Origin of the sequence: Streptacidiphilus rugosus AM-16 (assembly GCF_000744655.1) — a bacterium.
In the GTDB taxonomy this organism is placed as follows: Bacteria; Actinomycetota; Actinomycetes; order Streptomycetales; family Streptomycetaceae; genus Streptacidiphilus; species Streptacidiphilus rugosus.
Map to the genome: position 1 here is coordinate 6,741,432 of NZ_JQMJ01000004.1, position 12,594 is coordinate 6,754,025.

The 12,594-nt window shown below is 71.3% G+C and carries 12 protein-coding genes and 1 tRNA gene; 6 read left to right on the plus strand and 7 right to left on the minus strand.

What is annotated here, in order from left to right:
* Nucleotides 1-33 precede the first annotated feature (33 nt).
* The 3 genes from glmU to BS83_RS39390 form a co-directional block, all read right to left on the minus strand.
* Complete coding sequence (glmU, locus tag BS83_RS39380) at nt 34-1,488, minus strand: bifunctional UDP-N-acetylglucosamine diphosphorylase/glucosamine-1-phosphate N-acetyltransferase GlmU (protein WP_037608158.1); 1,455 nt, start codon at nt 1,486-1,488, stop codon at nt 34-36.
* Between the two features lie 140 nt (nt 1,489-1,628).
* Nucleotides 1,629-1,701 (minus strand) — tRNA-Gln (locus BS83_RS39385).
* The gene (locus BS83_RS39390) at nt 1,687-2,400 is read right to left on the minus strand and encodes a hypothetical protein (RefSeq protein WP_037610951.1); all 714 of its coding nucleotides are present in this window, start codon (nt 2,398-2,400) and stop codon (nt 1,687-1,689) included. Before BS83_RS39390 ends, BS83_RS39385 begins: the two co-directional genes overlap by 15 nt.
* Before the next feature lie 187 nt (nt 2,401-2,587).
* Between BS83_RS39390 and BS83_RS39395 the strand changes: the two genes are divergently transcribed.
* A complete protein-coding gene (locus BS83_RS39395) occupies nt 2,588-3,544 on the plus strand; it encodes an acyl-CoA desaturase (RefSeq protein WP_037608160.1) in 957 nt (318 codons plus the stop codon).
* Between the two features lie 97 nt (nt 3,545-3,641).
* Nucleotides 3,642-4,244, plus strand: a complete 603-nt coding sequence (locus BS83_RS39400; protein WP_037608163.1) for a TetR/AcrR family transcriptional regulator — start codon at nt 3,642-3,644, stop codon at nt 4,242-4,244.
* Between the two features lie 81 nt (nt 4,245-4,325).
* Here BS83_RS39400 and BS83_RS39405 read toward each other — a convergent pair whose 3' ends face one another.
* Nucleotides 4,326-4,694, minus strand: a complete 369-nt coding sequence (locus tag BS83_RS39405; RefSeq protein WP_037608166.1) for a VOC family protein — start codon at nt 4,692-4,694, stop codon at nt 4,326-4,328.
* A gap of 53 nt (nt 4,695-4,747) precedes the next feature.
* On the minus strand, nt 4,748-5,533 hold the full coding sequence (locus tag BS83_RS39410; protein WP_157597496.1) for a methyltransferase domain-containing protein: 786 nt from the start codon (nt 5,531-5,533) through the stop codon (nt 4,748-4,750).
* Between the two features lie 115 nt (nt 5,534-5,648).
* Here BS83_RS39410 and BS83_RS39415 point away from each other — a divergent pair, with 115 nt between their 5' ends.
* The 4 genes from BS83_RS39415 (at nt 5,649) to BS83_RS46050 (ending at nt 9,957) form a co-directional block, all read left to right on the plus strand.
* Nucleotides 5,649-6,146, plus strand: a complete 498-nt coding sequence (locus tag BS83_RS39415; protein WP_037608171.1) for a MarR family winged helix-turn-helix transcriptional regulator — start codon at nt 5,649-5,651, stop codon at nt 6,144-6,146.
* Between the two features lie 180 nt (nt 6,147-6,326).
* Nucleotides 6,327-7,247, plus strand: coding sequence for an SGNH/GDSL hydrolase family protein (locus BS83_RS39420; protein WP_051945102.1), 921 nt, complete (start codon nt 6,327-6,329; stop codon nt 7,245-7,247).
* A gap of 73 nt (nt 7,248-7,320) precedes the next feature.
* Nucleotides 7,321-9,126 carry a phosphatidylglycerol lysyltransferase domain-containing protein gene (locus BS83_RS39425; RefSeq protein WP_051945106.1) on the plus strand — a complete coding sequence of 602 codons (1,806 nt, stop codon included), beginning with the start codon at nt 7,321-7,323 and terminating at the stop codon, nt 9,124-9,126.
* A 93-nt stretch (nt 9,127-9,219) separates the two neighbouring features.
* Nucleotides 9,220-9,957 (plus strand): hypothetical protein, encoded by a 738-nt coding sequence (locus tag BS83_RS46050; RefSeq protein WP_063774324.1) that lies wholly within the window; start codon nt 9,220-9,222, stop codon nt 9,955-9,957.
* 27 nt (nt 9,958-9,984) lie between these two features.
* On the opposite strand, the gene BS83_RS39435 is transcribed toward BS83_RS46050, so the two are convergent.
* Both BS83_RS39435 and BS83_RS39440 read right to left on the minus strand, forming a co-directional pair.
* Nucleotides 9,985-10,764 carry a LuxR C-terminal-related transcriptional regulator gene (locus BS83_RS39435; RefSeq protein WP_037608174.1) on the minus strand — a complete coding sequence of 260 codons (780 nt, stop codon included), beginning with the start codon at nt 10,762-10,764 and terminating at the stop codon, nt 9,985-9,987.
* Between the two features lie 432 nt (nt 10,765-11,196).
* Nucleotides 11,197-12,540, minus strand: a complete 1,344-nt coding sequence (locus tag BS83_RS39440; RefSeq protein WP_037608176.1) for an FAD-dependent oxidoreductase — start codon at nt 12,538-12,540, stop codon at nt 11,197-11,199.
* Between the last annotated feature and the right edge of the window lie 54 nt (nt 12,541-12,594).

A 12,594-nucleotide genomic window follows, 5' to 3' on the forward strand; every position in this document is an offset into this window, starting at 1 on the left:
CGTCGCCTCCGGGTCGTCCTCCCGAGTGGTCGGCTACGCCTCAGCGGCCCCTTCGGCCTCGGCCTTCGCAGCCGCCGCGGCCTGCGCCGACGCGGATCCCGGCCGCTTGCGCTCCACCCAGCCCTCGATGTTCCGCTGCTGCGGACGGGTCACGCCCAGAGCCCCGGGCGGCACGTCCTGGTAGATCACCGAGCCCGCCGCGGTGTACGCGCCGTCCCCCACCGTCACCGGGGCGACGAACATGTTGTCAGAGCCCGTCCGACAGTGGGCGCCGATCGTGGTGCGGTGCTTGTTGACGCCGTCGTAGTTGACGAACACCGAGGCAGCGCCGATGTTCGTGCCCTCGCCGATGGTCGCGTCGCCCACATAGCTGAGGTGCGGCACCTTCGCGCCGTCGCCGACGACGGCGTTCTTCATCTCGACGTACGTACCCGCCTTGGCCTTCGCACCCAGCACCGTGCCCGGACGCAGATAGGCGTACGGACCGACGCTGGCGCCCGCCCCGACCACCGCACGCTCGGCTGTGGCATTGATCACAACGGCTCCGGCGCCGATCCCGGTGTCCCGCAGCGTGCAGTTCGGACCGACCTCGGCGCCCTCGCCGACCGAGGTCGCACCGAGCAGTTGGGTGTTCGGGTGCAGCACCGCGTCACGCTCGTAGGTGACCTGCACGTCGAGCCAGGTGGTGGCCGGATCGACGACGGTGACACCCGCGCGCATCGCGGCGTCGAGCAGCCGGTCGTTCATGATCCGGCGGGCCTCGGCGAGCTGGACCCGGTCGTTGATGCCGAGGATGTCGCGGTAGTCGGCGGCCACGACCGCGCCGACGCGGTGTCCGGCCTCGCGCAGGATCCCGAGCACGTCGGTGAGGTACTCCTCACCCTGGCTGTTGTCGGTGCGGACCTCGGCCAGCCCCTGGACCAGCAACTTGCCGTCGAAGGCGAAGACACCCGAGTTGATCTCGGCGATGGCGCGCTGGGCGTCGGTGGCGTCCTTGTGCTCGACGATCGCCTGGACCGAGCCGTCCTCGCCACGCAGGATCCGGCCGTAGCCGGTGGCGTCGGGAACCTCCGCGGTGAGCACCGTGACGGCGTTCCCCTCGGTGGCGTGCGCGGCGGCGAGCGCCTGCAGCGTGGCGCCGGTGAGCAGAGGGGTGTCACCGGTGGTGACGATGACCGTCCCGTCCAGCACGAGCCCCTGAGCGGCGAGCGCCTCCAGGGCGACCCGCACGGCGTTGCCGGTGCCGTTCTGCTGCTCCTGAACGACCGTGCGGACCTCCGGGTCCACCTCGGCGAGGTGCGCGGCGACCTTGTCCCGCATGTGGCCGATGACGACGGCCAGATGCTCCGGCGTCAGCTCCCGCGCGGCGGCGACGGCATGCCCGACGAGTGTGCGTCCGCACAGCGGGTGCAGCACCTTCGGCAGGGCGGCCGACTTCATCCGGGTGCCCTCGCCGGCGGCGAGAACGATCACAGCGGTGGGAGTCATGGGGCGCAGGCTCCTCTGCAACGGAACGGGGAGGGTCCGCCGGGCCGCCGAACACCCGAGCTGGGAGCCGCACAGACGTGCCCGAACACAGTGAGGATAACCGCCATCGGGACGATCGATCAGAACCGATCAGTAAGGTGCTCCGCCGCAAGGATTCGAACCTTGACTTGCCAACTCCAAAGGTTGGTGTGCTGCCAATTACACTACGGCGGACTGACCACAATCCGCACCGGGCAGAGTGGCGGCTCCTACTATGCCGCACCAGGCACCCTCGATGCGACGAAGCAGCCAAGCGCTCCGCCGAACATACACGGTGAGACAACCGTGATAGCCGGTGCCCACGTTGTGCCGTGTGGTCTTCGGATTGTGGCGCTTGAGCGTGGTCGAACCGAAGCACGCGTCCGCGCCGACCCGCCCGGCCCAGAATCGCTCGGCGGCGCTCACGTCCGCGGACTCGTGGATGGCCACCCGGAAGCGCAAGTGCCGGCGCTCCACCCCGAGCATGCGGAGCCAGGCCAAGAAGACATCGATCATGTCGGGATCGCTGTTGATGAAGACCAGGGCGCTCTGCGTGCGCCACGCCTTCGACTTGGACCCCTCCGACCAGTAGAGGCCGACCCCGAGCAGAAACAGCTCGCGGTCGCTGAGCCGCCCGACGGCCGAGCGCGCGGCTGCCCGCTCGGCCTGATGACTCAGCGCCCGGCGTGCGCGGAGGGGCGCCCAGCAGACCTCCTCCATGTGGAGCCGCCGTCGCTCCCGATCCTGCGGCGTCGCCGCCGGGCGGGGCACGTCCCGCACCCAGACGGAGGCGGAGCTCTTGGAGACCCCGAGCGCGGCCGCGATCTCGTCGAGGCTGCGGCCCTCGGCGCGGAGGCGGCGGGCTTCGGCTTGTTCGCGGTGCTTGGCCTGCATGGGCCCAATCTCCTCGGGTGCCGAGGAAGCGCGCGGCCGAACGGCGACCGTTCACACGATCGAGCGGAATCGGCCGTCGTCGGGAATTCACCCTCCCGCCACGCCGTCCGGAGGATGGTCTTCCCCGCCGACGGGCACAGAACCTACGATGCCGTAAGTTACGGTTCCGTAGGCCGAAGGGCGTCCTATGACTTTGCAGATCACCGACGTCGTCGACAACGGTCCGAGCCGGCCGCCGACAGATGGGACCAGAGGCGGGGAGCGCCAGGGGATGGCGCAGCGCGTCGCTCTGGGGCTGTTCATCGTGGTGCCGTTCCTCGCCGTGCTGGCCGCGGTGCCGGTCGCCTGGGGGTGGGGCGTCGGGTGGCACGACGTCGTCATCGCCGTGGCGATGTACTTCACCGCCTGTCACGGGATCACCGTCGGTTTCCACCGCTACTTCACGCACGGTTCCTTCAAGGCCAACCGCGCCCTGAAGATCGCCATGGCCGTGGCCGGCAGTCTCGCCGTCGAGGGGCCGATCGTGCGGTGGGTGGCCGACCACCGCAAGCACCACAAGTTCTCCGACCGCGAGGGCGACCCGCACTCGCCGTGGCGTTACGGCGAGTCCGTTCCCTCGCTGCTGCGCGGCCTGTGGTGGGCGCACATGGGGTGGCTCTTCGACGAGGAGCAGACCCCGCAGCAGCAGTACGCGCCGGACCTGGTGAAGGACCGCGACGTGCACTGGATCTCCCGTCAGTTCTTCCTCTTCACGATGGTCTCGCTGCTGCTTCCGCCGCTGGTCGGCGGCCTGTGGGCATGGTCCTGGCAGGGCGCGCTGACCGCGTTCTTCTGGGGCTCGCTGGTGCGGATCGCGCTGCTGCACCACGTGACCTGGTCGATCAACTCGATCTGTCACGCGGTCGGGGCCCGGCCGTTCCGCTCGCGGGACCGCAGCGGCAACGTCTGGTGGCTGGCGGTGCTGTCCTGCGGGGAGTCGTGGCACAACCTGCACCACGCCGATCCCACCTCGGCCCGGCACGGCGTGCTGCGCGGACAGGTCGACTCGTCGGCGCGGCTGATCCGCTGGTTCGAGCGAATCGGCTGGGCCACGGACGTCCGCTGGCCGAGCCGGGATCGGTTGGCGGCCCGGCGGGCGGCATGATGGTGCTGTGAACGAGAGCAGTGGCGACAGGGACCCGGTAGGCGACACGCCCTCGTCCAGGCGGGGGGCGCCGGCACGTCGTGGCACACGCGTGCGGATGAGCGGGAAGCAGCGCCGCGAGCAGCTGCTGGACATCGGGCGGACGCTGTTCGCGGAGCGCGGCTACGACGCGACGTCGGTGGAGGAGATCGCGGCGAAGGCCGGGGTCTCGAAGCCGGTGGTCTACGAGCACTTCGGGGGCAAGGAGGGGCTGTACGCGGTCGTCGTGGACCGCGAGATGCAGTTGCTGCTGGACATGGTCACCGGCTCGCTGACGGGCGGTCATCCGCGGGAGCTGTGCGAGGAGGCGGCGTTCGCGCTGCTCGACTACATCGAGACCTCGACGGACGGCTTCCGGATCCTGACGAGGGACTCGCCGGTGACGCAGTCGACGGGGACCTTCGCGTCGCTGATCGGCGACATCGCGAACCAGGTGGAAGACATCCTCGGCCTGGAGTTCAAGTCGCGGGGCTACGACCCGAAGCTGGCGCCGATGTACGCGCAGATGCTGGTGGGCATGGTGGCTCTGACGGGCCAGTGGTGGCTGGACGTCCGCAAGCCGAAGAAGGCGGAGGTCGTCGCGCATCTGGTGAACCTGGCCTGGCACGGTCTTGAGGGCATGGAGCGCCGCCCCCAGCTGGTCGGCCGCAGGAAGTCCTAGCCTGCCCGGGTGGCCGGGGGTGCGGAGCCCCCCGGCCCCGCACCCCCGCTCGTCCGCCGCGGTCGTCCGCCCCGCCCGCGCTCAGCCGCGCGGTTCGAGGAACTCGATGCGGTTGCCCGAGGGGTCGAAGGAGTAGAAGCGGTCGTGGCCCGGCAGGTTGTCGTCCCAGACGACCTGGGCGCCGCCGGCGGCGAGGGAGTCCGCGTAGGCGCGGATCCCGGCGACGCGCAGCGCGGGGTGGGCCTTCTTCGCCGGGGTGAAGGGGTCCTCGATCCCGACGTGGATCTGGACGGCTCCGTCGCCGGTGGCGAACCAGCAGCCGCCGCGCGCGGCGAGCACGGGGGGCTTGGGGATCTCGGTCAGGCCCAGCACGCCGACGTAGTAGGCGCGCAGCGCGTTCTCGCTGCCGGCGGGCGCGGCGAGCTGGACATGGTCGAGGGCGACGATCACGAGGGGCTCCGTTTCGGGGGCGGGGTGGGGCGGGGTGGGGGCGGCGGCCGGGTTCAGCGCTTGACGGCGACGGCGAAGACGCGGCGGTAGGGCAGGACGGTGCCGAAGCTCTGCCGCGGATAGGCGGTGTCGAGCAGCGCGCCGTACTCGGCGAGGAAGTCGGCGCGCTGTTCCGGGTTGGGGAGCGCGTCGAGCGCGGGGCGAAGGCCGGTGCCGAGCATCCAGTCGATGACGGGGTGGTCCCCCGTCAGCACCTGGTGGTAGGTGGTCTCCCAGACGTCGACCGCGCAGTCGAGTCCGGCCAGGGCGGTGAGGTACTCGGCGGGTCGGGGGATGTCGGCGCGGTGCGGGCCGCCGACGGCGGCCTTCCAGCGGGGGCTGTTGCGCAGTTCGGTCAGCAGTGTGTGCGAGGGCTGGTCGAAGTTGCCGGGGACCTGGAAGGCGAGGGTTCCGCCGCCGGGCAGCGCCGCGATCCAGCGGGGGAAGAGGGAGAGGTGTCCTGGCACCCACTGCAGTGCGGCGTTGGAGAGGATGAGGTCGGGCCGGTCGGCTCCGCTCGACGGCGGGGCGTAGCGGGTGATGTCGCCGATCCGGAAGTCGACGGCGGAGCCGTGGTCGCGGCGGGCCTGCTCGATCATCGCGGGGGAGCTGTCCAGTCCGGTGACGACGGCGCCGGGCCAGCGGGCGGGGAGGGCGGCGGTCGTGTTTCCCGGGCCGCAGCCCAGGTCGACGACGCGGCTCGGGGTGCAGGGGATGCGGTCGACGAGTTCGAAGAACGGGCGGCTGCGCAGGTCGGCGTGCCGGAGGTACTGCTTCGGGTCCCAGCTGACAGGCGTCATGGCGTCCTCGCTCCGTTCCATTTATCTTGACATCAAGATACTCTCAGCATGCCCCCGGTAAATTCTTGATGTCAAGAGACTTCATGTCGATAGATATCCGACTACACTGATCACCATGGAGGACGAGGTCGATCGGCTGGTCGCAGCGTGGCGTCGCGAGCGCCCCGACCTCGACGTGGCCCCGCTCGAGGTACTGAGCCGGGTCAGCAGGCTCTCCCGCCACCTCGACCGGGCGCGCCGCACCGCCTTCGCGGAGCACTCGCTGGAGCCCTGGGAGTTCGACGTCCTCACCGCGCTGCGCCGCGCGGGGACGCCCTACCAGCTCTCCCCCGGCCAGCTGCTCACCCAGACCCTGGTCACCTCCGGCACCATGACCAACCGGATCGACCGCCTGGCCGGCAAGGACCTGGTCCAGCGCCTGCCCGACCCCGGCGACCGACGCGGCGTACTGGTGCGGCTGACCCAGGCGGGTCAGGAGCGCGCCGACGCGGCCCTCTCCGGCCTGCTCGACCACGAGCGGGCGATCCTTGGCGAGCTCTCCCCCGCCCAGCGCGACGACCTCGCCGCGCTGCTGCGTCAGCTCGTGGCCCCCTTCGACAACCTGCCGGAGTAGTCGCCGGGCGCACCGTCGCCGACCTCCGCTCACCTCAGCCCCCATCAGGCCCGGACAGGCCGGGAGCGGCGGTCGCGTCGGGTCCACGCGTGCACGGGTCTTGTCAGGGGTTACTGGCGGGTTGTCTACTCCCTTGCCGGGACCGCAACACAGCGGTCTCCGGAAGGGGGACACCACCCGATGACCGCACTCCCGCGGCTGGCGCGCACCATGGGCGCCGCCGCCACCGCCGCGCTGCTCGCCCTCGCCATGGCCGGCCCGGCCTCCGCGGCCGCCCGACCCCAGGCGGGCGTCACCGTCCAGGCGGTGAGCCCGGCGCACCACCACGAGAGCCCTGAGTACTACGTCTCGCTCGGCGACTCGCTGGCGGCCGGATACCAGCCCAACGTCGGTCACAACACCGACGTCTCCTACACCGACCAGCTCTTCGCCAGACTCAAGCAGCACGATCCGGACCTGGTCCACATCAAGCTGGGCTGCTCGGGCGAGACCACCGAGAGCATGATCAACGGGGGCATCTGCAGCTACCCGGGGGCGACCTCGCAGCTCGACGCGGCGGTCAAGTTCCTGCGGGCCCACCGCGGCCACGTCAGCTACGTGACCCTTGACATCGGCGCCAACGACGTGGACGGCTGCCTCAAGGGCGGCTCGATCGACCCCGCCTGCGCGAGCCAGGGCATCGCCACCGTGGCCGCCCAGATGCCGCAGATCACCAAGGCCCTGCACCGGGCCGGCGGCAGCCACCCGCGGTACGCCGGGATGAACTACTACGACCCGTTCCTGGCCGTGTGGCTGACCGGACCGGCGGGGCAGCAGGCGGCGCAGCTCTCCACCCAGTTGGGCGTGGGGCTGAACGGCGCGGTCGCGGCCGGCCTGCGGGCGGGCGACTTCCGGCTGGCGGACGTCTCCACCGCGTTCTCCACACTCGACTTCGCCGACCAGGTCACCCTTCCCGGCTTCGGCCAGGTCCCGCTCAACGTGGCCAGGATCTGCACCTGGACCTGGGAGTGCACCCCCTTCCACGACATCCACGCCAACCCCACCGGTCACGCGGTGATCGCGGGCGTCTTCCAGGAGCTCTTCCGGCACCACCGGCGGTAGCCTCGCCACCGCCGACAAACTGGCCTATTTGTCCCGTTCTGGTGTGTAATCATGAAGATTCGACCAGAACGGGATGGATGCGCACGTGTCGAGCGAGACCACGCCCAGCAGTCGTCAGAAGTGGCAGCACCGAGCCGCGCTCGCCGCCGTCTGGTACCTGCGCATCGCCACCGTGCTCAACCTGCTGGGCGCCTTCTCGGCCCCGTTCCGCCGCCAGGTCACCCGGCACAACACCGGTGAGCTGTTCACGCCCTACCTGCTGACCGCGGGCTTCACCTCGGCCGCCGTCGCCTGTTTCATGGCGATCATGATGCGACGCGGCAAACGGGCCGCGTGGATCTTCAACCTGGTCCTCTCCGGCGCGTACATCCTGCTCGTGGCCCTGGTCATGATCGTCGGCCCCGAGGTGCGCGAACACGTCTTCAACTGGATCTCCACCGGCATCAGCGCCTTCTTCCTGCTCTGCCTGGTGGTCGGCCGCCGGGAGTTCCACGCCAAGGGCGACCGGTCCAACCCGCTGCTCGCCCTGGGAACCCTGATCGGCGGCGGCGTGCTCGGCATGCTGATCGGCACCGCGCTGGTCACCCTGACCAACACGGCCGAGGGCTCGACCCTGTGGGACCGGATGAACTACGCGCTGATGCGCGTCTACACCCTCGCCCCGGCCGGATCCGAGCACGTCGGCGTGCAGATCCCGCACTGGGTGGACATCGCCATCAACGTGATGAGCGTGATCCTCTTCCTGCTCGTGCTCTACGCCCTCTTCCGCGCCCCGAAGGGCAAGGAGTACCTGGGCGCGGAGGACGAGAGCCGGCTGCGCGCACTGCTCGACCGGCACGGCGAACGCGACTCGCTCGGCTACTTCGCCCTGCGCCGAGACAAGAGCGTGGTCTTCTCCACCAGCTGCAAGGCGGCCGTCGTGTACCGCGTGGTCGGCGGCGTCTCGCTGGCCTCCGGCGATCCGATCGGCGACGTGGAGGCGTGGCCGGGGGCGATCGAGCAGTGGCTGGAGCAGGCCGAGCTGCACGCCTGGACGCCGGCCGTGATGGGCGCGAGCGAGGAGGGCGGCACCGTGTACGCCCGCCACGGCCTGAACGCCCTGGAACTCGGTGACGAGGCGATCGTCGAGGTGGACGAGTTCACACTCGAGGGCCGCGCGATGCGTGGCGTCAGGCAGGCCCACAAGCGCGTCGGCCGGGCCGGCTACACCGTCCGGGCGCGCCGCCACGGCGAGATTCCCGAGGACGAGATGGACGCGCTGCTGAGCCTGGCCGACCACTGGCGCGACGGCGAGACCGAACGCGGCTTCTCGATGGCGCTCGGCCGCCTGGGCGACCCCGACGACGGCCAGTGCGTGATGCTCGAGTGCCACGACGGCGAGGGGGAACTCAGGGCCCTGCTGAGCTTCGTCCCGTGGGGCCGCGAGGGCCTGTCGCTGGACCTGATGCGCCGGGACCGCGAGTCCGACAACGGCCTGATGGAGTTCATGGTCATCGAGCTGATCCAGCAGGCGGAGAAGCTGGGCGTGAAGCGGATCTCGCTGAACTTCGCCATGTTCCGCGCGGTCTTCGAGCGCGGCGGCAAGCTGGGCGCGGGACCGGTGCTGCGCCTGTGGCGCGAGGTGCTGATCTTCTTCTCGCGCTGGTGGCAGATCGAGTCCCTCTACCGGGCCAACGCCAAGTACCGGCCCATCTGGGAGCCGCGCTACCTGCTGTTCGAACGCAGCAGCGACCTCCCCAGGATCAGCATCGCCTCGGCCCGCGCGGAGGGCTTCATCACCGCTCCGAGCCTGCCCTCCCTGTTCAAACGGCGCCACGCGCCGCTTGCGCCGCCCGCCGAAAGCCGGCCCGCGCCGGTCGCGGGTCCTCCCGGCGAATGAGCCCGGCCTCCGTCCGGCGGAGCAGAACGCGACCTCAATTCGGGCTTACCGTTGGATAAGACGTAAAACCACGTCTACGGAGGAACTGCGCGTATGCCAGGCACAGCAGTCGCCGTCCGCTCCGCGGTGCGCTCGGGTGCGGAGCGCGAGTGGGGCGCGCTGTTCGGCGCCCTGCGCTCAGGGGTGCGCGGCAGGGGGCTGGCGGCGATCCCGATGACGCTCACCGCCACCCTGGCGGTCCTGGTCTTCCAGATCTGGCAGCAGTCGCCGTCCGGTGCGGCGATGGTCGAGCAGCTCGGCGTCGTCCGCGCCTCGCTCCCCATCGGCGTCGCGCTCTCGCGCACCCCGCTCTCGCTCTTCGTCCCGGCGCCGGACCTGCCGGTCTGGGGCGCGGCGGGCCAGATCTTCTTCGTCTTCGGCATCGCCGAGATCACCCTCGGCCGCTGGCGCACCCTGGCCGTCGCCTACGCGGCGACCCTGGCGGGCACGATGTACGCGCGGCAGGGCATCGAGCTGGGCCCGAGCCACTTCTTCGGCCTCTCCTACGAGGCGGCGTTCGTCCGTGACACCGGCCCCTCGGTGGCCGTCGTGGCCCTGGCCGTCGTCATCGCGTGGCGCTACCGCGCGCTGGTGACCGGCGCGCTGGTGGTGGCGGCGATGATCGGCGAGGCGCTGCTGCTGACGAATCTCGCCGGTGCGGAACACCTGATCGCGATCCTCACCGCGCTGGCCGTCTGCACCGGTGGCGAGCTGGTCCGCCGCCAGTCCCAGCGGACGACGGCCGCGCTGGAGGCGCTGGACACGATGGTGCTGGTGCGCCGCCGGACCTGAACCGGGGCCCGTTGCCGCCGTCGGACGTCAGCCCTCGGCGGGTCCGACGCCCGCCCGGCGGGCCAGGGCGACGGCCGCGAGGGTGGAGTGGACGCCCAGTTTCCCGAGGACGTTCTGCATATGGGTGCGCACGGTGTGCGGCGAGAGGTAGAGCCGGTCGGCGACGGCCTGCCGCCCGAGGCCGGCGACCATGCAGCGCAGCACCTGCTTCTCGCGCGGGGTGAGCGAGTCCACCAGCCGCTCGCTCTCGGTGCGGTCCCGCCGGGCGGCGGTGAGCTCGCGGACGACGCCGGTGAGCAGGCTGGGCGGCAGGTGCGTCTCGTCCCGCATCACGCCCCGGATCACGGCCATCAGCCGTCCGAGCGAGCTCTCCTTCGCGACCCACCCGCCGGCGCCGGCCTGCAGCGCGCGCACGGCGCGATGCGGATCGTCGGCGGTGGCCAGGACGATCACCCGCAGGTCCGGGTGGACCGCCCTGGCCCGCCCGATCAGTGCGATTCCGTCCCCGCCCTGAGCGGTCGGCGGGCGCGGCGGTAAGGCGGGCGCGGCGAGCGGCCGGCGCTGGGCGGGCACATGGGCGGTGACGCCGAGGGTGGAGCCCGCGCCCGGGCCCGCGCCGAGGTCGGCGTCGACGAGCATCACCTGGAACGCCCGCCCCTCGCCTGCGGCGCGCTCCAGCGACCGCTCGGCGGCGGCGGCGCTGCCGGCTGCCGCGACCTCTACGTCAGGCTCCGCGGCGAGCGCGGTGGCCAGCGCCTCGGCGAAGATCCGGTGACCGTCGGCCACCAGCACCCTGATCCGCCCCACGCCCACTCCCCCCAACGCAGCACCACCCCCTACCCAATCCAGCGTAGGGGCGCGCCCGCACCTGCGCGGAACAATCACCCGAACGGGGCAGCTCCCCATACGCGGGAAACCAGCCAAGCGCTCAGGAGCGGGGGGAGCGGGGGGTCTTCTGCACGCGAGAAACCAGGCAAGCACCCAGGGGCGCCGGTCTTCTCCACGCGAGAAACCAGGCAGGCGCTCAGGGGCGCGGGAACTGCGCGAGGAACCACCCGGGGCGGACGGCCCTGCGCATTGAGGACCGACCGGTCGCCGGTGGCTTATCGCGCAGTTCCCCGCGCCCCTGGCGTGCTGCAACTTCCCCTCGCAGGAACGTGCCGCGACCGCGCGCCGGAGGCGCGCAGTTCCTCGCGCCAATGGGGTGAGTGCAACCGGCCCTCCGCTGTCGAGCGATGCCTATGCGCCGGAGGCGTCCAGCATCTCGTCGCGGGGGACGACCTTGACGCGTTCGCGGCCCTGCGCCGCGCCGAGGGCGCGTTCGTGGGCGTCGAGGCGGTACCAGCCCTCGCGGCTGGTGTAGCGGACGCCGCGCTCGCGCAGGAACGCCTCGACCGACTCCGGGGACGGCGACGTGGGAGCCGCGAGCCGACCGGCCGCGTGGTCGGCGAGGAGGGAGGCGACGGTCTCGTTCGCGTCGCCCTTGGTGTGGCCGATCAGGCCCACCGGGCCGCGCTTGATCCAGCCCGTCACGTACGTCGACGGCTCCACCCGGCCCGCGTCGTGCGGGACCGTGCCCGAGTCGACGTCGAACGGGAGCTTCGCCAGCTCCTCGGAGTAGTAGCCGACCGCCCGGTACACCGACTGGACGTCCCAGTCCCTGAACCGGCCGGTTCCGCGGACGTTGCCGGTGCCGTCCAGCTCGGTCCGCTCCGTGCGCAGGCCCACCACCTTGCCGTCCTCGCCGAGCACCTCCACGGGTGACTCGAAGAAGTGCAGGTAGAGCCGGTGCGGGCGGTCGCCGACATCACGGATGGCCCAGTTCTCCAGGGTCGAGGCGACCATGTCGGCCTGCTTGTTGCCGCGCCGGGTCGCGATCGAGCCCTCGTCGTAGTCGATGTCCTCGGGGTCGACGACGACCTCGATGTTCGGCGAGTGGTCGAGCTCGCGCAGCTCCATCGGGCTGAACTTGGCCTGCGCGGGTCCGCGGCGGCCGAAGACGTGCACCTCCAGGGCCTTGTTCTGCCTGAGGCCCTCGTAGACGTTGGCCGGGATCTCGGTGGGCAGCAGCTCGTCCGCCGTCTTGGCCAGCACCCGGGCGACGTCGAGCGCGACGTTGCCGACGCCGAGGACGGCGACCTTCTCGGCCGTCAGCGGCCAGTCGCGGGGGACGTCGGGGTGGCCGTCGTACCAGAAGACGAAGTCCGCGGCGCCGTAGGAGCCGTCCAGGTCGATGCCCGGCAGGTCCAGCGCACGGTCGGCGTTGGCGCCGGTCGCGAAGACGACCGCGTCGTAGAACTGGTGCAGCTCGTCGAGAGAGAGGTCACCGGGGTAGTCGACGTTGCCGAAGAGGCGTATCTGGGGCTTGTCCAGCACCTGGTGCAGGGCGGTGATGATGCCCTTGATCCGGGGGTGGTCGGGGGCCACGCCGTAGCGGATCAGACCGAAGGGCGCGGGCATCCGCTCGAAGATGTCGATGGACACGCCAGGGTCCTGTGCGGCGTCGGACTTGAGCAGCGCGTCGGCGGCGTAGATGCCGGCGGGGCCGGAACCGACGATGGCGACCCGGAGAGGGCGTGTCATGGCAGCGGGATCCTTCGGTCGGGCGGACGAGCAGGCGTCTGCGCAGCGGGGAGG

What these genes read in the sequence shown, in the direction of transcription:
- glmU (WP_037608158.1), bottom strand. Translation starts at nt 1,488, where the DNA reads ATGACTCCCACCGCTGTGATCGTTCTCGCCGCCGGCGAGGGCACCCGG.
- BS83_RS39390 (WP_037610951.1), bottom strand. Translation starts at nt 2,400, where the DNA reads ATGCAGGCCAAGCACCGCGAACAAGCCGAAGCCCGCCGCCTCCGCGCC.
- BS83_RS39395 (WP_037608160.1), top strand. Translation starts at nt 2,588, where the DNA reads ATGACTTTGCAGATCACCGACGTCGTCGACAACGGTCCGAGCCGGCCG.
- BS83_RS39400 (WP_037608163.1), top strand. Translation starts at nt 3,642, where the DNA reads ATGAGCGGGAAGCAGCGCCGCGAGCAGCTGCTGGACATCGGGCGGACG.
- BS83_RS39410 (WP_157597496.1), bottom strand. Translation starts at nt 5,533, where the DNA reads ATGACGCCTGTCAGCTGGGACCCGAAGCAGTACCTCCGGCACGCCGAC.
- BS83_RS39415 (WP_037608171.1), top strand. Translation starts at nt 5,649, where the DNA reads ATGGAGGACGAGGTCGATCGGCTGGTCGCAGCGTGGCGTCGCGAGCGC.
- BS83_RS39420 (WP_051945102.1), top strand. Translation starts at nt 6,327, where the DNA reads ATGACCGCACTCCCGCGGCTGGCGCGCACCATGGGCGCCGCCGCCACC.
- BS83_RS39425 (WP_051945106.1), top strand. Translation starts at nt 7,321, where the DNA reads ATGGATGCGCACGTGTCGAGCGAGACCACGCCCAGCAGTCGTCAGAAG.
- BS83_RS46050 (WP_063774324.1), top strand. Translation starts at nt 9,220, where the DNA reads ATGCCAGGCACAGCAGTCGCCGTCCGCTCCGCGGTGCGCTCGGGTGCG.
- BS83_RS39440 (WP_037608176.1), bottom strand. Translation starts at nt 12,540, where the DNA reads ATGACACGCCCTCTCCGGGTCGCCATCGTCGGTTCCGGCCCCGCCGGC.